Below are 19,758 nucleotides of genomic sequence, written 5' to 3'. Positions count from 1 at the left end.
CAGTGAAGGAGGAGGGCGCTGCGGGTCTCAGCGCGAACCGCGCGCCCCGAGCACGACACGGAAGGTCTTCAGCAGGATCACCACGTCGCGCAGCAACGAAAGCGTGGCGACGTACTCGGCGTCCATGGCCGCGCGGCGGCGGTAGCTCACCTCGTTGCGTCCGCTGATCTGCCACAGGCCCGTGATGCCCGGGCGCACCGCGCAGTAGTACGCCCAGTAGGGGCCGTACAGCTCCTTCTGGGCAAACATGCACGGGCGCGGACCGACCATGCTCATGTCGCCCTTGAGCACGTTCCAGAACTGCGGGAACTCGTCGATGCTGTAGCGGCGCAGGAAGGCGCCGAAGCGGGTGATCCGCGGGTCGTGCTCGAGCTTCTGGAACTTCTCCCATTCGCGCCGCGCCGCGTCGTTCTCGCGCAGGTGGCGGGCCAGCAGGGCATCGGCGTTGGGCGCCATGGTGCGGAACTTGTAGAAGCGGAAGATCCGCCCGTCCCGGCCGTAGCGTGGCTGCACGTAGATGGCCGGGCCGCCCGAGGTCAGCAGCACGCCGACGGCGATCAGCGCGTAGGCCCAGCCCAGGAACAGGAAGAAGGCGCCCGCCAGCAGGATGTCCATGGCGCGCTTGGCGGCCTGCAGGAGCCGCGAGCCGCCCACCGGCACGGGGCGTGCGGCGGTGCGGTGCGGCGTGCTTGACGTGCGTGACGTGCGTGACGTGCGTGACAGGTGCGTGCTCATGATGTCGCGCGCTCCGGTTCGGCGTGGGGCGTGTGCCCCAGCGCGGGCGGATAGATGTTCGGCGGCAGGCGGTTGGGGCCGTAGTCGTAGCCGTAGGTACTGTGGCGCTGGCGCGCGTCCTGCGCGTTGAGCACCACGCCGTGGAACGCCGCGCCCACGTGCGCCAGCCGCTTCGCGCTTTCCACCAAGTCGCTCAGCTCGCTGTCGCCGGCGCGGGCCACGAGCATCAGGGTGCCGATGTCCGGGGACATCGCCACGGTCTCGGTCGCCAGCAGGATCGGCGGGGCATCGATGACCACGGCGTCGTACAGCGCTGAGAGGGTCTCCAGCAACCGCGTGAAGGCGCTGGAACCCATCATCGTGGCCGGGTCGAGCGGCAGCTTGCCGGTGGTGATCACGTCCAGGTGCGGCAGCACCTGCGCGTGCACGGCCTGCGAGAGCGTGGCGGTGCCGGCGATCAGCTCCGACAGGCCCGTGCCCGCCTTCAGCCCGAACTGGCTCGCCAGCTTGCCGCGGCGCATGTCGGCGTCGATCAGCAGCACGCGCTTGCCGGAGGCCGCCAGCACGGCCGAGAAGTTCGCCGACAGGAAGGTCTTGCCCGCGCCCGGCGTGGCGCTGGTCAGCAGGATGCGGTTGTTCTGCGCGCCGGCCATCAGGAAGCCCAGCGTGGTGCGCAGCCTGCGCACGCCTTCGAGCGCCGGGTCTTCCGGGTGCGAAGCCGCCAGCAGCTTGATCCCGGGCCTGCCGTGGCGGATGGCGCGGTCGAGCACGGCCTGCCGCGCGCTGAGCGCGATGGTGCTGTACACGTTCAGGCCGGTGCGCATCTCGATCTCGTCGGGGGTCGCGACCGTGCTCTTGAGCGCCTGGCGCAGCACTGCGGCGAGGGCGCCCAGGAACAGCCCCACGACCAGCGCCAGCGCCACCGAGATCACGGCCTTGGGCCGCACCGGCTTTTCGGGCGACAGGGCCTGGTCGAGCACGCGCACGTTGCCGATGCGGCCTTCGCGGGCCAGGCGCATCTGCAGGGAGCTGTTCAAAAGCGACGCGTAGAGCTCGGTGTTGACCTTGATGTCGCGCTGCATGCGCAGCGAGTTCTGCTGCAGCATCGGCATGCGGCGGATGCGGTTGTCCACGCCGCCCAGCTCCTTGCGCAGCGAGGCGATCTGCGCATCGAGCGTGATCAGCATCGGGTGCTCGTTGGTGAAGCGGCTCGCCAGGTCCAGGCGCTTCTGGCGCGCGTCGAGCAGCTTGGCCTGCAGGTCGACGTTCTGCGACAGCGCGTTGCGCGCCTCGTCGTCCAGGCTGATGGTTCCGTTCTGGTTGCGGTACTGGTTGTAGGCCTCTTCGGACTGTTCCAGCTGCTGCTTGAACTTGGGCAGCTCGGTGCCCAGGAAGTTCAGCGTGCGCTCGGCCTGCGCGGTCTTCTGGTCGATGTTCTGGCGCATGTACAGGCGCGACACCTCGTTGAGCAGGTTCGCCAGGTGCTCGCGGTCGTCGGTCTGCCAGCTCACGTCGATCACGCTGGAGAGCTTGCCCTTCTCGATCACGCGCAGCTCGCGCTGCAACGCGAGCATGGTGAGCTGCGTGGAGCGCCGGGTCAGCTCGAAGGCGCCGCCGGGCAGGGCGTCGAACGAGGCCACCAGCAGGTGGACCGTGCCGCCCGGCACCGAGCTGTCCATCGGCTCGCCGACGCGGCCGTGCAGGGGCGTGTCGAGGTCGGGGTGCGTCAGGGTGTAGCTGCCGTTGGCGCCGGCGGTCAGCAGGAACTTCTTGCCCTCGAGGGCCGGTGGCACGTCCATCTGCGGCACCGCGATCCGCTCGGTGCCCGACACGTAGCCGCGCATGCCGAGGAAGCCCGGCCGGGACAGCGTCTTCGAATGCCGTGCCATGAACTCGCCCACGACCGGGATGTAGTGCGGCCGGGCCGTGATGAACAGCTTGGTGTTCTCGATCGCCTGGCCGAGCACCATGCGCGACTTCAGGATCTCGGCCTCGCCCGAGGTCGGCGTCTTCACGTTCACGCCGTTGACCGCGGCATCGCCCGCGCCGCCGGGCGAACGCTCGGCATCCTCGAGCTGGATCAGCACGTTCGTCTCGTACACCCGCGGCCCGAACAGCGCGTAGCCCGTGCCCAGCACCAGCGCCACCGCGGTGACCGAGGCGATCAGCCAGCGGTTGTCCAGCAGGAGGTCGACGTACTCCTTGAACCGCGAGCGGGGGCGCTCGGGTTCCGGGTTGTACGGCGGGGGAAGCGGGGGGTACCAACGCGCATTCATGGGCTTCACCTTGGGTTCGTGGTCGGGCCGGGGCGCCGCGCGGTTTATTTGCGGGCGGTGTCGCGCGCGAGGTTGATCACCTGGGCGGCGGGAAGGATCAGGGTGGCGACGCGGTTCCACGAGACCAGCGGCACGCGGTCGACGTAGACCACGTCGCGCGGCCTCAGCTCGAAGCGGTCGGCCAGCGCCAGCGCGGCCGGGTTCTTCGCGTTCAGGCTGAAGATCTGCGGCGTGTCGGGCGTCTGCGGCGAGTTGCGGATCACGTAGATCTGCCCGGGGTCGGCCGTGAGCAGGTCGGGCCCGCCCGCGTCGCCCAGGGCCTCGTTCAGGCTCATGCGGCCGTTGCGCATCAAGAGCGCCGAGGGCCGCAGGATCTCGCCCATCACGTAGATGCGGCTGTCGTCGCGGGTGCCGACGTACACCACGTCGCCGTTGCGCAGCGGGATGTTGTTGGCGTCGGCGCCGAAGCGCTTGAGCTGCATCAGGTCGATGGCCACCGTGCGGTCGCCGCGCGTGAGCGTCACCTGCGAGCGGTCGCCCACGGCGGTGATGCTGCCCGCGCGGTTGAGCGCCTCGGACAGCGTCATCGGGATGTCCGTGAAGATCTGCAGCCCGGGCGTGCGGACCTCGCCCTCGACATAGGCGCGCTGGCTGCGGAACGACTGGATGCGCACGCTCACCAGCGGCGCCTTGATGATGTTGCCGATGCGCTTGGCGATCAGCTCCGACGCACCGCTTTCCGTGAGGCCCTGCAGCCGGGTGCGGCCGATGTAGGGAAAGCTGATCTCGCCCGCGGCATCGACGATGAAGCCCGGTGCCACGGTGACGCCGGTCGGGTCGCTCTGCTGCGCGATCACCGCGCCCAGGTTGGGCTGCAGCTCGGGGTTGTTGTAGACGGTGATGCCCACCACGTCCCCCGGCCCGATGGTGTAGGCCGTGGGTCGGCCGAACAGCGCCTTCACCTCGGGCGGGATGCCCGTGTTGCCGGCCAGCTGCGCGCGGATCAGCTCCGGCGTGATGGCCGCGATCCGGCCGCCGGCCGTGCCGTCGGAGGACTGCAACGGGCCCGGCGTGCCGAAGCCGGGTGCGCAGCCGCACAACCCGAGCGACAGCAGCAGCGCCATGGCGCGCGACCGGAAGCGGCCACCGGGAAGGGCGCAAGCGCCCTCGGTGGCGAGGAGGCGCTCGCCGCGCGGGGTCGCTGGGGTTGCGGATGTCATGGCAATCTCCTTGGCTTCGGTTGTTGTTTCAGGGCGCGGCGAGCGTGGCCGGGATCGCGCGCGGTGTGCCTGTCGCCGGGCGGCCTTGCCGCTGCGGGCTGGGGGTGGCCAGGCAGTGCGCGACCACCCAGTCGCCGACGGACTGCAGGAAGAGCTGCTGGCCCTTCACCGTGCAGACGGTGTGGTCCACGTCCCGAATGAACTCGTACTGCAGGCCCTGCATGAACGGTTCGTGGCGCAGGGCGCCGAGCTGGTCGCGGTCGCGGTCGCGCACGTGCAGCGATCCCGAATACAGCAGCTGCACCGCCACCTCGCGCTCGACCAGCTGCTTCATCGTGGCTTCGAACCAGATCGCGTTGACGTTGGGCGGCCGCCGGTCCACGAAGTAGCCCGGCAGCGGCTTGCCCACCGTGCTGCCCGGCAGATGGCGCAGCACCCAGCGCCGCGCCTTGCCGGGGAACGACGGGTGCAGCGGCGCCGCGAGCGCGCGGCGCACCGTGAGCTCCCAGCGCGTGCGCCGCTGGGGAAAGGCAAAGCCGTCGAACAGCGAGAGCGCCACCACGCGCGCGTCCACCGCGGCCGCCGACATGGCGTGCTCCACGCCCGAGCACATGGCCACGGCCGCGAACTGGTGGATGCCCAGCCTGCGCTGCACGAGGTCCATGGCGGCCTGCAGGCTGTGCACCGCGCGCGTCTGCAGGTCGGGCCCGGTGTCCAGCGCCTCGCTGTCGCCGATGCCGCCCAGGTCGAAGCGCAGGCTGCCCACGCCGTGTGCGGCCAGCACGTGCGCCAGCTTCACGTTGATGCGGCGCGGCCCGACGCGGTGGTTCGCGCCCATGTTGAACATCAGGCAGGCGACGGGCGCCGGCACGCGCTGCGCGGGCACGGTGAGCATGCCCATCAGTGCGTTGCCGGGGCCGAAGCACACCGGGGTCTGCGTCAGGTCATTCATGGATGGCTCCCTGCAGGCGGCTGAGCGCATCGGCCGGCACCATCGCGCTGTGGGGATAGGGGTCGGACGTCCAGTCCAGCGGATGGCTCAGGTAGGCCAGGCGCACCGGCATGTGGCGCGACTGCTGCTCGGCCGCCCATTGCGCGGTGGGCGTGTCGTCGGGCGGGGCCAGCACCAGGGTGTCGTGCAGGGCCGTGAGCGGCAGCGATTGCGGTGTGAGGGCGCGCAGCTGCGCCTGCAGCGTCGGCGAGAGGCGCACGCCCAGCGCCTCCTCGGGCAGCGCGTCGGGTTCTCGCGCGAGGCTGCGGCGCCAGGACAGGTCGGGGATGCAGAAGGTCGTGTCGATCGCCTCGACGTGCCGCTCGCGCAGCAGGCGCGCGTAGCCCGGCCCGTCGATCACCGGCTCCCAGAGCACCAGCCGCGCCGGGTCGCAGCGTCCGTTGCGCGCGGCCAGCACGGCCAGGGTGGCGCCCAGCCGCGCACCGATCCACACGATGGCGGCATGGGGCGCGTGCCGCCGCAGCTCCTCGTGCGCCGCGCACAGGTCGCGGCGCCAGCCGTCGAGCTCGCCCTCGCTCTCGTCGCCCGGCGAGTCGCCGGCGCCGTAGAAGTCGAAGCGCAGCGTGGCGATGCCGGCGCGCGCGAGGCGTTCGGCCAGCACCTTGAAGAAGCGGTGGGTGCGCAGGCCCTCCTGCCCGAAGGGCGGGCACAGGAGCACCGCGGTGGGCTCGCCCCGGTCTTCGTCGGGAGCGTGGAACGCGCCGAAGACCTGGCGCGAGGCCGGCCCGAACATGAGCGGTGTGAAGAGGGTCATGCGACACCCCCTGCGCATCGCGCCTCGGTCATCCCTTGGCGCGCGTTCAGGGCGCGCATGGGGCCGCCTTCGAAACCGGCTCCCGATGCCTGGGCGCGGGCTTCGGTGTGGCGCCATTCGGCGAGCGATCCCACGCTGTCCGGCCGCGCGGGTGCGGGCTCCAGCACCAGCACGAGGGTACGTCCGGCCACCGGCAGCTCGACGCTGCGGCAGTCCGGTGTCACGCCCACCTCGAAACTCTGCGGCGACACCAGCAGGCCCACGCCGATGGCCTTCAGGCAGGCTTCCTTGCGGGTCCAGCAGGTCAGGAAGGCGCGGTCACGGTCGTGCGCGGGCAGGGCGGCCAGTGCGTCCTGTTCATGCGGCGTGAAATGCGCCGCGGCCAAGGCTGCCGCGTCGGACATCGGGCGCAGCAACTCGACGTCGGCGCCCAGCGGGCCGCGCCCGCCGATGGCGATCAGTGCCAGTCCCTGGCTGTGGCTCAGCGAGAACTGGGTGCGTGGGTGGCCCGCCAGCGACGGCTTGCCGAAGGCGCCGGTGGCCAGCGTCAGCGCATCGGGCGCCAGGCCCGTGTACGCGCACAGCGCCTGGCGCAGCGCGACATGGGCCGCCACGAAGCGCGCCCGGTCGACGGGAAAGCGCAGGCTCTCGGCACGCGCGCACTCTTCTGCCGACAGCACCTGCGCGGGCAGGGTGTCGGTGAAGTGGTCCAGCTCGACGTACCGGCAGACCGGTGCGTCGATGGACAGTGCGTGGGCGGCGCCGGTCATGGTCACCCCTTGCGCAGCCAGCTGCCGAGTGCGCCGAGCAGCCCGCCGCGCTGTGCATGCGCGGCCGTGCCGGCAGCCAGGTCGGCGAGGTCCGGGGGCACGCCGTGCGCCGTGCCGGGCGCCGAAGAGGCGATCTGCCCGAGGTTCTCGAACAGGTAGCGGCGCGGCTCCACGCGGTGCCCCAGCGTCTGCGCCGCTTGCTGCACGGCGCGCAGCACCAGCAGCGAGTCGCCGCCGAGGTCGAAGAAGTTGTCGCTGGCGCGGATCTCGTCGACGTCGATGCCGATCACGTCGGCCCAGATCTGGGCCAGCTGGGCGTGCTCGGGGCTGAGCAGTCCGGGCTTCGCCTCGCGCGCGGCGCCGTTGAGGGGCTCGGCCGGCGCACCCTTGTCCGCGTCGTCGGCCGCCAGCTTGCGCAGATAGCGCGCGCTGGCCGAGCCTTCGGTGCTGGCGATCTCGGCCAGCGTGGCGTTCGGGTGGTCGGCGATGCGGCCCAGCACCTCGAGGTAGCGCTCGCGCAGCTGGGCGCCGGTCTCGCGCAGGTACACGTCGGCGTTGTAGAGCAGCGCGCCTTCCAGGCCGTGCGGCTTGTCCATCAGCCACACGCCGACGTCGTCGGTGGCGCCGTGCTGCATCACGTGCACCTGGCGGGTCTGCAGGCTGCCGACGGTGCGCGCGCGCTCGCGGGCGTCCTGGAACGAGAACATCGCCTGGTAGGGGCCCGACGCCTTGATCTGCCCCGCGTAGCCGGGCTCGGCCATCAGGCGCTCGAACGGCACCTGCTGGTGGTTCATCATCGACAGCAGCTCCTGCTTCACGTAGCGCATGAAGTCGGGCAGCGGCAGCGCCATGTCGACCGCGAGCGAGACCGGCAGCACGTTGCTGAAGAAGCCCATGACGTCTTCCGTCTCGGCCTGCTGGCGTCCGCGCACCGGGTTCGCGATGACGATGGCGTCGTTGCCGGTGGCCTGGGCCATGGTCAGCGCGTAGATGCCGAAGGTCAGCATGCTGAGCGTCACGTCCATGTCGCGCGCCACCTCGCGCAGCCGCTGCGTGCTCTGCAGGTCGATGTGGATCCAGTGCGCGCCGCCCTGGCCGCTCTTGCCCGCGCGGCGCGGCATGTCGGTGCGGGGCGGGCGCACGGCCTTGGCACCCGCGAGCCGGCCGCGCCAGAACGCGAGCTGCTCTTCGCAGGCCGGTTCGGTCAGCCAGGCCTCGAGCCACTCGGCATAGTCGCCTTGGGTGGTGGCGAGCGCGGGCAGGTTGTGCGGACGGCCGCGTTCGGCGGCGTCGTAGAACGCAGCCAGTTCGCGCTGCATCAGGTCGAAGGACCAGCCGTCCCAGATCAGGTGATGCGGCACGAACAGGAAGACGTGCTCGGTGTCGTCGAGCTGGAACAGGGTCGCGCGCATCATCGGCGCGCTGTGGATGTCGATCGGCCGGTCCGACAGCTCCTGCATCTGCTCGGCCAGCTCGGCCTCGCGCTGGTCCGCGGGCAGGCCGCGCAGGTCGACCAGCGGCAAGGCGAATTCCACCGACGCTGCGATCGATTGAATCGGCCGCCCCGTGTCCTCGTCGAAGCCGACGCAGGTGCGCAGCGTCGGCTGGCGCCGGATCATCTCGCGCAGCGCGCCTTCGAAGCGCGCGGCGTCGAGCTTGCCGGTGAGCCGCTGGGCTGAGGGCGCGTTGTAGACCGAGCGGCCCGTGTACAGCTGCTCCATGAAGCGGATGCGTTCCTGCGAGGGCGTGAGCGGTGCGCTGCGGCGATCGAGGTGGCAGGCAATCGGCGCCTGCAGGCCGACGCCCGCGCCCTGCAGGGCCTCGATGGCCGCGGCCAGCTTCTCGGCCGTGGGCGCCTCGAACAGCGCGCGCAGCGGCAGCGTGACCTGGAACTCGTGGCTCAGCAGCGTGGTGAGCCGCGCGGCCAGCAGCGAGTGGCCGCCCATGGTGAAGAAGTTGTCGTGCATGTCCAGGCCCGGCAGGCTCAGCACCTTCTCCATGACCGCGAGCACCTTGCGCTCGTGCGCATTGCGCGGACCGGCGCCGCGCCGCACCTCGTCGCGCGCCACCGCCTGCGGCGGCGGCAGCGAGACGCGGTCGACCTTGCCGTTGGGCAGCGTGGGCAGCGCGTCGAGCGTCACCACGTGCTGCGGCAGCATGAAGACCGGCAGGTGCTTGCGCAGGTGCACCATCAGCGCATCGAGGTCGAATCCGCCGCCGGGCACCAGCGCCAGGTAGGCCACCAGGCGCACGTCGCCGGGGGTGTCCTCGCGGGCCACGACCACGCTGCGCGAGACGCCGGCCGCTTCGCAGCAGCGCACCTCGATCTCGCCGGGCTCGATGCGGTAGCCGCGCACCTTGACCTGGAAGTCGAGCCGGCCGAGGTGGTCGAGCAGCCCGTCGTTGCGCCAGCGGCCGCGGTCGCCGGTGCGGTAGACCTTCTTGGTGGCGCCGAAGATGCGCACCGTGACGAAGCGCTCGGCGGTCAGCGCGGGGCGGTCGAGGTAGCCCAGCGAGACGCCTTCGCCCGCGATGCAGATTTCGCCGGGCACGCCGATCGGGCAGGGCTGCAGGTCGGCGTCGAGGATCCAGATCTCGGTGTTGTCGACGGGCCTGCCGATCGACACGCCGCGCGAGGCGATCTCTTCGGGACGCACATGCCAGGCGGAGGAGTACACCGTCGTCTCGGTCGGGCCGTAGCCGTTCCACAGGCCTTCCATGCGCTCGCACAGCGCCAGCGCCATGCTCGGGCGCAACGCCTCGCCGCCGGTCCAGCCGCGAAAACCGGGCGTGCCGCCGGCCCACTGGGCATCGAGCAGCAGTTGCCACATGCCGGGCGTGGCGTTCAGCAGCGTGATCTGTTCGTCGTCCAGCGCCTGCGACAGGCGGTTGCCGTCCATGGCGACCTCGCGCTGCACCATCACCAGCTCGGCGCCCGTCGCCAGCGGCAGCAGCAGGTCGGGCACGGCCATGTCGAACGACAGCGTGGTGACGGCGGCGATGCGATCGGCCGGGCCGATGCCCGATTCGCGCTGCATCCACTGCAGCAGGTGCGCCACGCCCCGGTGGTGCGCAATGACGCCCTTGGGCAGGCCGGTGGAGCCGGAGGTGTAGATCACGTAGGCCGCGTCTTCGGAGCCGGGGTCGTCGCTGCTCGGCGGCAGGGCTTCGCCCGAGAGCTGGCGCCAGGCGGTGTCGCGATCGATCTCGAAGATGCGCTGGTCGGCGTCGACGCGCCAGTCGCGCGGCGCCACCGCGATGTCGGACGAGGTCAGCATCAGGGCGAGGGTGGCGTCGCTGGCGTAGTGGTCCAGCCGCGCCGGCGGGAATGCGGGGTCCAGCGGCACGTAGGACGCCCCCGCCTTGAGGATGCCCAGCATCGCGACGACCATCTCCAGGCTGCGTTCCAGGCACAGCCCCACGCGCTGGCCGCGGCCCACGCCGCGCGCGCGCAACGCACGCGCCAGGCGGTTGGACAGCGCGTCGAGTTCGCCGTAGCTGCAGCTGCGCGCGCCGTCGCGCACCGCCGGGCGGTGCGGCTGCTGCGGCACGCGCGCCACGAAGCCGGCGTGCGCCAGCGGCGCGCCGCGCAGCGGCACGCGCGCGGGCTGCAGCGCCAGCAGCGCACGCGCGGCGCCGGCGGACAGCACGTCGAGCCCGCCGATGGTGTCCTCGGGCTTGTGCGCGGCCGACTGCAGCACGCACTCGAACATGTCGAGCCAGCGCTGCACGCTCACGTCGTCGAACAGGTCGGTGTTGTATTGCGCCTCGACCTGCAGGCTGCCGGCGTGCGGGCGCAGGTTCACGAACAGTTCGAAGTTCTCGTAGCGCCGGGCGATGGTGTCCTGCACCACGTCGAGCGTGGTGAAGGCCTGCGCGCTGCTCGCCACGTCGGGGTCGACGTTGAAGCTCACGCTCACCAGCGGCAGCCGGCTCGGGTCGCGCTCGAGCGACAGCTGGCCCAGCAGCGCGCCGTAGGTCAGGGCCTGGTGATCGAAGGCGTCGAGCACGGCGGTGCTGCATTCGTCCATCAGCGCGTCGAAGCGCATGGCCGGGTGCGCGGCGATGCGCAGCGGCAGCAGGTTCACGCAATGGCCGACCAGGCCGGGCACGTCGTGCGCGAGCTGGCCCGAGGTCGGGATGCCGACCACGATGTCTTCCTGGCCCGTGAGGCGGTGCAGCGTCGCCACGAAGCCGCTGAGAAGGCCCGTGAACAGGCTGACGCCGGCCTTGGTGCTCGCGATGCGCACGGCGCCGACCACGCGCCGGTCGAGCAGGCGTTCGGCGCGGCGCGAGTTGAAGGTGCGCACGGCCGGGCGGGGGCGGTCCAGCGGCAGGTCGAGCACCGGCTGCGTGGTGCCGGCAAAGCGCGCCAGCCAGTAGTCGATGTGCGCCTGCATCTCGGGGCTCGCGGCGGCGGCGGCTTCCTCGGCGGCGAAGTCGGAGAAGAGCGGCGCGGCCTTGAGCTTGAGCCCGACGCCGGTTTCCTCGGCATAGAGGTGGCCCAGCTGCTCGGTGATGACCGCCCACGACCAGCCGTCGCAGACCACGTGGTGCGCCGACATCACGAGCTCGTGCTCGTCATCGCCCAGGCGGTACAGCACGGCCCGGAACAGCGGCCCGTGTTCGAGCGGGAACGGCGTGCACACGGCGTCGTCGTGGGCCGCGTGCAGCGCCTGCGCGAGGGCTTCGGGCGCCAGCCCGCCCAGGTCGTGGCGGACCAGGTGGTTCCCGGTGGGCGGGCTGACCAGCATGAAGCTGCCGTCCGGCGAGATCGTGGCGCGCAGCGCCTGGTGGCGTTCGAGCAGCCGGTCGGTGGCGCGCGCCATGGCGTCGGCGTCGAGCGCGCCGCGCAGGCGCAGCACGACCGACTCGTTGTAGGCCATCGAGGCCTCGGGGCCCAGCGAGGCGCCGAGCCAGATTTCGCGCTGCGACTCGGTGGTCGCGATGATGCATTCGACGAGGCCACCGCTCGCGGTGGGCTTGAGTGCGGCGTTCATGCTGCAGCCTTTCCGTTGATGAGGCGCGCCTGCGAGGCGGCGTCTTCGGGCACGTACCAGTACGGCTGGCCGTCGCTGTCGCGGGCCAGCACGCTGCCGTCCTCGGCGGGCTGGTGCGCGTCGAAGCGGGTGGGGACGGGAGCGCGGCGCGGAAGGAAGCCGGATTCCTGCATCTCGGCGACCGACTCCTTGAAGGCGCGCTGCAGGAAGGCGATGTCCTCGGCGCTGTGCGCGCTCGTGAGGAAGCACGGGAAGTTGTCCAGGATGTGCACGCCGCGGCTGCGCATCATGGCGAACAGCAGGTCCTGCAGCGGCTGGTCTTCGAGCCAGCTCACGCGCCACAGCGACGCGAAATGGCGGATCTCGATCGGCGCGCCGACCTCCCGGCACCAGCCCGAGAGCTCCGTCGCCATGGCGGTCGTGCTCGCGTTGAGCCCGGCCTGCAGCGCGGGCCCGGCCTCCTTCAGGTGCGTGAGCGAGGCCTTGGCCGCCGCGAGCGCCAGCGGATGGCGCACGAAGGTGCCGGCGAAGTAGGTCACGCCCACGCCCGGGATCGAGTCGTCGCCGTACTGCCAGGCGCCGCCGTCGAGCGCGTCCATGAACTCGCGCTTGCCGGCGATCACGCCCACCGGAAAGCCGCCGCCGATCACCTTGCCGTAGGTGGCCAGGTCGGCGCGCACGCCGAACAGTTCCTGTGCGCCGCCCAGCGCGCTGCGAAAGCCGGTGATGACCTCGTCGAAGATGAGGCAGCAGCCGTTCTTCGCGGTGACCTCGCGCACGTCGTGCAGGAACTCGCGCGGCTGGAAGTCGGGGCGGCGGCTTTGCACCGGCTCGACCAGAACGGCCGCCAGGTCCGCGGCGTTGTCGCGGATGAAGGCCAGCGCCTCGGGCGTGCCGTAGTCGAGCACGCGGATGTCGCCGAACATGCCGCTCATCACGCCGGGCGCGGCCGACAGGCCCTTGCCGCCCTTGCCGGCGCGCACCAGCACTTCGTCGAAGGTGCCGTGGTAGGAGCCCGTGAAGGCCACCACCGTGCTGCGCCCGGTGACGGTGCGCGCGATGCGCAGCGCCGCCATCACGGCTTCGGAGCCGGTGTTGCACAGGCCGGCGCGCTCGCTGCCCGTGAGTTCGCAGATGAGGCGGGTCACGTCGGCCGCGAGCGGATGCTGCGGCCCGATCTCGTAGCCCGCGTCGAGCTGGGCCCGCACGGCGTCCTGCACGAAGTCGGGTTGCCAGCCGAACAGGTTCAGCCCGAAGCCGTTGAGCGCGTCGACGTACTCGTTGCCGTCGATGTCCCACATCTTCGAGCCCTTGGAGCGCTCGATCACGATCTGGTAGGTGATCTCCTTGGTCAGCGGACGGAAGCCGTTGACCACGCGCGGGTCGGCCATGTGGGCGCGGTTGTCCTCGGTGAAGCGCTTGCTCTTTTGTGTGCGTTCGACATAGCGGCGCACGAAGGTCGCCAGCCGCGCCTTCTGCCGCGCGCTGGGCTCGGCGGTGCGTTGGGTGTGGATGCGGGCGATGGCGCCGAAGGCCTTGCTGACGTCGTAGCGAAGCGGGGCTTCGGCGGGCGGCTGTGGTGGCTGCAGAACGGCGGGCGCGGCCTCGGGTGCGACCGGCGTGGCCCCGCCAGACAGGAGCACGAGCTGCTGGCGCATCAGCTCCATCTGCTGCGCGATCACCTGGTTCAGCAGGCCGGTGGGCTGCGGGAGCCCTGGCGTTGGCATGGACGCCTGCACGGCGGGGGCCGCAGGCATGACGGGCACGGCCACCGGCTCGGCCTCGGGCGGCAGGCTCTGCTGCAGGTACGCGGCCAGCGCGTCGAAGCTGCGGTAGTTCTCCATCAGCTGGCGGAAGCTCAGCTCGACCTTGAAGCGCTTCTTGATCTGCGTGGCCGCCTGCGTCAGCGTGAGCGAGTCCATACCGATCTCGCCGAACGAGGCCTGGCCCTCAGCCTGCGCCATGTCGATGCCCGAGATGTCTTCGAACAGGGCCCGCAATCGCGCGTCGATCGACGCCGCACGCGATGCATCGGGCGGCAGGGGAGAAGACGGAGGCAGGTGAGGCGAGGGCGCTGCAGCGGTCACGATCGGCTCCAAGGAAACAGGCAAGGCGGGCGACACCGGCGCGGTGGGCGCGATGTCGACCCACAGGCGCTTGCGTTCGAACGGGTAGGTGGGCAGGCACACGCGCCGGGCGCCGGTGCGCGGTGCCAGCAGGGCAAGGTCGACCTCGGCGCCGCAGGTCCACAGGCGCGCGGCGGCCAGGCGCAGGGTCCGGGGCTCGTCGGCCGGCTCGCCGTGCAGCAGCGACACCGCCGCGACAAGGCCTGGCACGCGGTGCTGGCGCACCAGCGCGGCCAGCGTGTTGCGGGGGCCGACTTCCACGAACACCGGGTGGCTGGCGTCGTCCGCCGCGCTCTGCAGCGCCGGCGAGAAGCGCACGGTGCCGCGCAGGTGCTGCGCCCAGTAGGCCGGGCTCGTGGCCTGTGCGTCTTCGAGCAGGCGACCGGTGAACGTGGAGTAAACGGGGATCTGCGGCGCGTGCAGCGCCACCTGGCCCACGAGCGCCTCGAAGGGCGCCACCGCGGCGTCCATCATGGCGGAGTGAAAGGCGTGCGAGGTCTGCAGCAGCCGGCAGGCGACGCCCTCGGCTTCGAGCGCGGCCTGGAGTTCGGCGATGGCCTCGGTGGGGCCGGCGGCCACGCAGGCGCCGGGTGCGTTCTCCGCGGCGAGCGAGACCTGCGGCGAGGACGCGAGCCGCGCGGCCAGCGCGTCCGCGCCCAGGCGCACCGACAGCATCGTTCCCGCGGGCTGGGCCTGCATGAGTGCGCCGCGGCGCGCAATGAGCCGGGCGGCATCTTCCAGGCGCATCACGCCGGCGATCACGGCCGCGACGAATTCCCCCACGCTGTGGCCGATCAGCGCGTGCGGGCGCAGGCCCAGCGACAGCAGCCGCCGTGCAAGCGCGTACTCGAGCGTGAAGAGCGCGGGCTGCGTGACGGCCGTGGGCGCGAGCGCCTGCGGGTCGTCTGCGAACAGGCGCTCGCGCAGGTCGAAGTCGAGTGCGCCCTCGAAGGCGCGCAGGCAGTTGTCGAACGCGGCCGCGAACACCGGGTCGCCCGCATGCAGCGCGCGGCCCATGCCCGGGTACTGCGCGCCCTGGCCCGGGAACATCAGCACGGGCTGCGGCGCGCGCTCGGCGATCCGGTCGCTCACGCGCCACGCCGTGTTCTCCGAGCGCAAGGCCTCGATGGCCTGCGCCGCATCGCCGGCCACCACGGCGCGGCGGAAGGCATGGGCCTTGCGGCCGACGCACAGGGTGAACGCCGCGTCGCCCAGGCAGAGGCCGGGCTGTTCTTCCAGGTGCGTGGCCAGCTGCTGCGTCGCGACCGCGAGCGCGGCCTCCGAGCGGGCCGACAGCGCCAGCACGTGGACGCCCGGTTGCGTGGTGCGTGCCTGACGCGCCGGCGCTTCCTCAAGCACGACGTGCGCGTTGGTGCCCCCGACGCCGAACGAGCTGACGCCCGCGCGGCGCGGCAGCGCGGCCCGCGGCCACGGCTGCAGCTGGTTGCTGACGTGGAACGGCGTGCGCGCGAAGTCGATCGCCGGGTTCGGCGCCGTGAAGTGCGCGGTGGGCGGAATCATTTCGTGGTGCAGCGACAGCGCCGTCTTGATGAGGCCGGCGGCGCCCGCGGCCGTGACCATGTGGCCCACGTTGCTCTTGAGCGAGCCCAGCGTGCAGTAGCCGCGCGCGTCGGTGTGCTCGGCGTACGCGACGGCCAGCGCCTCGACCTCGACCGGGTCGCCCATCGGCGTGGCGGTGCCGTGCGCTTCCACGTAGGAAATGCTGCGCGCGTCCACGTCCGCCGCGGCCAGCGCGGCGCGGATCACCGCCGCCTGGCCGTCCACGCTGGGCGCGGTGAAGCTGGCCTTGGCGCCGCCGTCGTTGTTGACGCAGGCGCTGCGCAGCACGGCATACACGGTGTCGCCGTCGGCCTGCGCGTCGGACAGCCGCTTGAGCAGCACCACGGCGGCGCCGTCGCTGAACACGGTGCCCTTGGCCTGCGCGTCGAAGCTGCGTGTGTGGCCGTCGGGCGAGAGCATCGAGCCCTCGTTGTAGAGGTAGCCGCTGCGCGGCGGGCAGGTGACCGAGGCGCCGCCCGCCAGCGCCATGTAGCACTGGCCCGTGCGCAGCGCGTGGAAGGCCTGGGCCACCGCGACCAGCGAGGTCGAGCACGCGGTGTTGACGCTCACCGCCGGCCCGCGCAGGTTGAGCCGGTTGGCCACGCGGGTGGTGATGTAGTCCTTCTCGTTGGCCAGCATCACCTGGAACTCGCCGACGGCCTCCACGAGGTCGGGCCGCGAGGCCACGTGGCGCTGGAAGTAGGTGGCGTTGTACGTGCCGGCATACACGCCCACCGGACCCGGCGCTTCGTCGGGCACGTAGCCCGCGCGCTCCAGGCACTCCCAGCAGATCTCGAGGAACACGCGGTGCTGCGGGTCCATGAGCGCGGCTTCCTTCGGGCCGATGCCGAAGAAGGCGGCATCGAAGCCCTCGATGCCATCGATCACGCCGCGCGCCCGCACATAGGCCGGGTCGCGGCGCAGCGACTCGCCGACGCCGGCGTCCAGGCTTGCGTCATCGAAGAAGCTGACGGTGTCGCGCCCGGCGACGAGGTTGTCCCAGAACTGCTCCACATCGCCCGCGCCGGGGAAGCGACCGGCGGTGGCGATGAGAGCGATGGGCTCGGGGACGCTGGCGGCGTCCTCGCGCACGGGCACGGGTTGTGGCGCCTGTGGCGCCTCGCCAGCGGACTGCAGTTGCGCCGCGATGGCGCCCGGCGTCGGGTGGCGAAAGAAGAGGTTGGTCGACAGCGGCGGCGCGCCTTCGCGCTGCAGGTCCGCCAGCACCTGCAGCACCAGCAGCGAGCTGCCGCCCAGGTCGAAGAAGTTGTCGTGACGCCCGGCCTTGTCGATGCCCAGGGCGCGCGCGAAGGCGTCGCACACCTGCTGCTCGAGCGCGTCGCGCGCGGCCTCGAAAGGCTGCGCGAGTTCGGGGCGCTCGGCGGCCGGCTCGGGCAGCGCGTTGCGGTCGAGCTTGCCGTTGGGCGTGACGGGGAGCTGCGCAAGCCACACCTGCGCCGACGGCAGCAGCGGCGCGGGCAGGCGGGTCGCCAGGTGCGCGCGCAGCGTGTCCCACGCCAGCTTCTGCGTGCGTGCGACCAGGTAGGCGACCAGGCGCAACTGGCCGTCGCGACCGGGCCGCGCGATCACCGCGCAGGACTGCACCGCGGGGTGCGCGAGGATCGCCGCCTCGACCTCGCCGGTCTCGATGCGGTGGCCGTGGATCTTGACCTGGCCGTCGATGCGACCGATGAACTCGATCGCGCCGTCGGGCAGCCAGCGGGCGAGGTCGCCGGTGCGGTAGAGCCGGTCGCCGGGCGCGCCGAAGGGGTCAGGCACGAAGCGCGCGGCCGTGAGTTCGGGCTGGCCCAGGTAGCCGCGCGCCAGGCCGTGTCCGCCGATGCACAGCTCGCCCACGAGTCCGCTGGGCAGCAACTCCAGTGTCGGGCTCAGCACGCGCAGCACGGTGTCCTTGATCGGGCGCCCGAGCGGTACCGAGCGCGGGCCCGCGGCGATCGCGGCGCGTTCGATGCGGTGGGTGGCCGCGAAGGTCGTGCACTCGGTCGGCCCGTAGCCGTTGCTGATCGTGAGCCCGGGGAGTGCGTCGAGCGCGCGCCGCACATGGGGTACCGACAGCGCCTCGCCGCCGGTGAACAGGTGCGCCAGGCCCGCGAGGTGCTGCGGATCGCCGTCGATCACGGCGTTGAAGAGCGAGGCCGTGAGCCAGGCGGTGTGTACCTCGTGGCGGGCGATGGTGCGTGCGAGGCCGGCGCCGGTGGGTACCCGTTCGCCGTGGATCACGCAGCACCCGCCGTTGAGCAACGGTCCCCAGACTTCGAGCGTCGAGGCGTCGAAGGCGAGTGGTGCGGCATGCAGCATCGCGCGCCCCGGTGCGAGGTCGATGTAGTCGACATCGACGACGAGCCGCAGGATGGCGCGATGGCCGATCTCGATGCCCTTGGGTACGCCGGTCGAGCCCGAGGTGTACATGAGGTACGCCAGCGATTCGCCGTCGAAGGTCGGCGGTGCCCACGGCGCGGGGTCCGCGCTGTCTTCGGGCGCGTCGATGCACAGGGCAGTGCGGTGGGGCGGCACGAGAGAGGCCAGTGCCTCGGTGGTCACGACCCGGGTCACGCCGGCCTGGTCGAACATGGCGGCGACCCGTTCGGGCGGAAAGTCGGTGGGTACCGGCACGTAGGCCGCGCCCGCCTTGAGGATGCCGAGCATGGCAACGATGGCGGCCGTCGAGCGCTCGAACACCATCCCGACGGGGTCGCCGGCCTGCACGCCCGCGCGCTGCAGGCGCTGTGCGAGCCGGTCGCTGCGCGCGTCGAGTTCGGCGTAGGTCATCGTTTCGTCGCCTTCCACCAGCGCCACCGCGTCGGGCGTGGCCGCGGCCCGGCGACGGAACACGGCGGGCACGGTGAGCGACAGGTCGGGCGCGGCGGGCGGCGTGGTCCAGCTGGCGAGCTGGTCGTGGCGGTCGGCGTCGGGCAGGGCGCGGATGCCGTGGAGTGCTGCGTCGGGGTGCGCCAGCAGATCGGCGGCGGTGTCGGCGATGGCAGCGAGCAGGCGGCTGGCGCAGGGCGCGTCCATCAGGCTCGCGTCGACGTCCAGGTGCAGGCTGGCGGGGCGTTCCGCCCGGGCTTCGAGCTGCAACGGCGGCGGGGTGTCGCCGGTGGGCGGCGTGGTCCGGCGGGCGAGGTCGAGCTGGGTCAGCCACGCGCTTGCGGTGCCGGGCTGCGACGTCGGCATGCCTTGCGACCCTGGCAGGGCCGCGCCCAGCCAGCGCGATTGCAGCAGCAACCAGGCACCCACGAAGAGCGTGTCGGGCAGGTACCCCGTGGTGCCCAGCGACGCGAGCCAGCGCTGCGCGAACCCGGTGTCGAGAGCCAGCGAGACGCCGAGCCGTTCGCCTGCCGCCGCGCGCGCAGGCGGCGAGACGAACAGGTCGCCCAGCGTGGCCTGCGAAGCCATGGTGGCCTCCGGCGACGAAGCAATGTGGGTGTCCATGCAATTGCCCGGCTGCAGACTGTGAATGAAAAATACAATTGAAGGGGTTGAATTGATTTCAATTGGATTTGGTTCTTGATTTGTTGCGATCCTAGGAACTTGGCAAGGCGTTTGTTTGGGTCTTTTCTGTTTGTTTACACTTTGATATAAATATTTCTGAATAGAACTACCTAAGCCGTGACATTTGAGGTACCAAGGACATTTGTGGGGGGCGGTTTGTCACGCCTTTCTGAAGCTATAGCGGAACGTCAGTTCAAAAAAATGGCTGTTCCGTCTTCTTCGGTCGATACGATCGAAAGTCTTAATTTCGGTATAAATTTCAGATTTGTAGTGAAACTAAGTCAAAAATGGAAGGCTGAGATTGGATTTTTCGCAAATTGAGACAAACGGATGACATCGACATTCAGAACCTGTCGGCTCAAATGGGGTAGGTGTTTTTCTTCGGAGAAAGAAAAAATCTGTCTTTCAATTTATTTGATGATTGAACTTTTAGCTCAATTTGAATTTCGAGAAATTCAATTAAAAATGTTACTTTTATGCCTTGATGGTGCTTTGTTTTTAGTTTTTCCTGACCGTTGAAGATGGCTTTAATTAGCTGGGCGCCATCGTTTATTTGAGAATTGGGAGCGGTGGCCAATGAGGTGATTTCTCCTCTGTCAGCACGCGGAGCACCCGGATGCCTCGCGGCAGCCGCCAGCGAAATTGGGGCGATCGGCGGCGTCATGGGCGCCGGAATTGATCCCGGTTGATTTCCGTCGCACTGGCCGGAAGGTCCGACCCGGCCCCGGACATCGACGCACCGGGTCCGTCCGCAATTCATCGCCGCACCGCGGCGTGGATGGCGTTGCGGGG

Annotated in this window: 9 protein-coding genes; all 9 read right to left on the bottom strand. The window is 70.8% G+C overall.

Annotation, left to right across the window (positions count from 1 at the left end; translation table 11 throughout):
- Positions 1-27: 27 nt before the first annotated feature.
- Positions 28-735, bottom strand: a complete 708-nt coding sequence (locus AC07Q9_RS13900) for a sugar transferase (RefSeq protein ID WP_495310123.1) — start codon at positions 733-735, stop codon at positions 28-30.
- On the bottom strand, positions 732-3,011 hold the full coding sequence (locus AC07Q9_RS13895) for a polysaccharide biosynthesis tyrosine autokinase (protein ID WP_495310121.1): 2,280 nt from the start codon (positions 3,009-3,011) through the stop codon (positions 732-734). Before AC07Q9_RS13895 ends, AC07Q9_RS13900 begins: the two co-directional genes overlap by 4 nt.
- 44 nt (positions 3,012-3,055) lie before the next feature.
- Complete coding sequence (locus AC07Q9_RS13890; protein WP_495310118.1) at positions 3,056-4,231, bottom strand: polysaccharide biosynthesis/export family protein; 1,176 nt, start codon at positions 4,229-4,231, stop codon at positions 3,056-3,058.
- 28 nt (positions 4,232-4,259) lie between these two features.
- On the bottom strand, positions 4,260-5,183 hold the full coding sequence (locus tag AC07Q9_RS13885; RefSeq protein WP_495310116.1) for a hypothetical protein: 924 nt from the start codon (positions 5,181-5,183) through the stop codon (positions 4,260-4,262).
- On the bottom strand, positions 5,176-5,997 hold the full coding sequence (locus AC07Q9_RS13880) for a serine aminopeptidase domain-containing protein (RefSeq protein ID WP_495310114.1): 822 nt from the start codon (positions 5,995-5,997) through the stop codon (positions 5,176-5,178). Before AC07Q9_RS13880 ends, AC07Q9_RS13885 begins: the two co-directional genes overlap by 8 nt.
- A complete protein-coding gene (locus tag AC07Q9_RS13875) occupies positions 5,994-6,767 on the bottom strand; it encodes a 4'-phosphopantetheinyl transferase family protein (protein ID WP_489058422.1) in 774 nt (257 codons plus the stop codon). Before AC07Q9_RS13875 ends, AC07Q9_RS13880 begins: the two co-directional genes overlap by 4 nt.
- Positions 6,768-6,769: 2 nt before the next feature.
- A complete protein-coding gene (locus AC07Q9_RS13870) occupies positions 6,770-11,767 on the bottom strand; it encodes an amino acid adenylation domain-containing protein (RefSeq protein ID WP_495310112.1) in 4,998 nt (1,665 codons plus the stop codon).
- Positions 11,764-18,906, bottom strand: a complete 7,143-nt coding sequence (locus AC07Q9_RS13865; RefSeq protein ID WP_495310111.1) for a hybrid non-ribosomal peptide synthetase/type I polyketide synthase — start codon at positions 18,904-18,906, stop codon at positions 11,764-11,766. The genes AC07Q9_RS13870 and AC07Q9_RS13865 overlap by 4 nt, the downstream gene beginning before the upstream one ends.
- A 418-nt stretch (positions 18,907-19,324) precedes the next feature.
- The gene (locus AC07Q9_RS13860) at positions 19,325-19,630 is read right to left on the bottom strand and encodes a hypothetical protein (RefSeq protein ID WP_495310110.1); all 306 of its coding nucleotides are present in this window, start codon (positions 19,628-19,630) and stop codon (positions 19,325-19,327) included.
- Positions 19,631-19,758 lie beyond the last annotated feature (128 nt).

It is taken from the genome of Variovorax sp. GW821-FHT09A10, from assembly GCF_059418385.1.
This window is presented reverse-complemented; position numbering and strand designations above follow the sequence as displayed.

Bases quoted from the DNA above. Each gene is read 5' to 3' on its own strand.
- AC07Q9_RS13895 (WP_495310121.1), bottom strand. From the start codon at position 3,011: ATGAATGCGCGTTGGTACCCCCCGCTTCCCCCGCCGTACAACCCGGAA.
- AC07Q9_RS13885 (WP_495310116.1), bottom strand. From the start codon at position 5,183: ATGAATGACCTGACGCAGACCCCGGTGTGCTTCGGCCCCGGCAACGCA.
- AC07Q9_RS13900 (WP_495310123.1), bottom strand. From the start codon at position 735: ATGAGCACGCACCTGTCACGCACGTCACGCACGTCACGCACGTCAAGC.
- AC07Q9_RS13865 (WP_495310111.1), bottom strand. From the start codon at position 18,906: ATGGACACCCACATTGCTTCGTCGCCGGAGGCCACCATGGCTTCGCAG.
- AC07Q9_RS13880 (WP_495310114.1), bottom strand. From the start codon at position 5,997: ATGACCCTCTTCACACCGCTCATGTTCGGGCCGGCCTCGCGCCAGGTC.
- AC07Q9_RS13875 (WP_489058422.1), bottom strand. From the start codon at position 6,767: ATGACCGGCGCCGCCCACGCACTGTCCATCGACGCACCGGTCTGCCGG.
- AC07Q9_RS13860 (WP_495310110.1), bottom strand. From the start codon at position 19,630: ATGACGCCGCCGATCGCCCCAATTTCGCTGGCGGCTGCCGCGAGGCAT.
- AC07Q9_RS13870 (WP_495310112.1), bottom strand. From the start codon at position 11,767: ATGAACGCCGCACTCAAGCCCACCGCGAGCGGTGGCCTCGTCGAATGC.
- AC07Q9_RS13890 (WP_495310118.1), bottom strand. From the start codon at position 4,231: ATGACATCCGCAACCCCAGCGACCCCGCGCGGCGAGCGCCTCCTCGCC.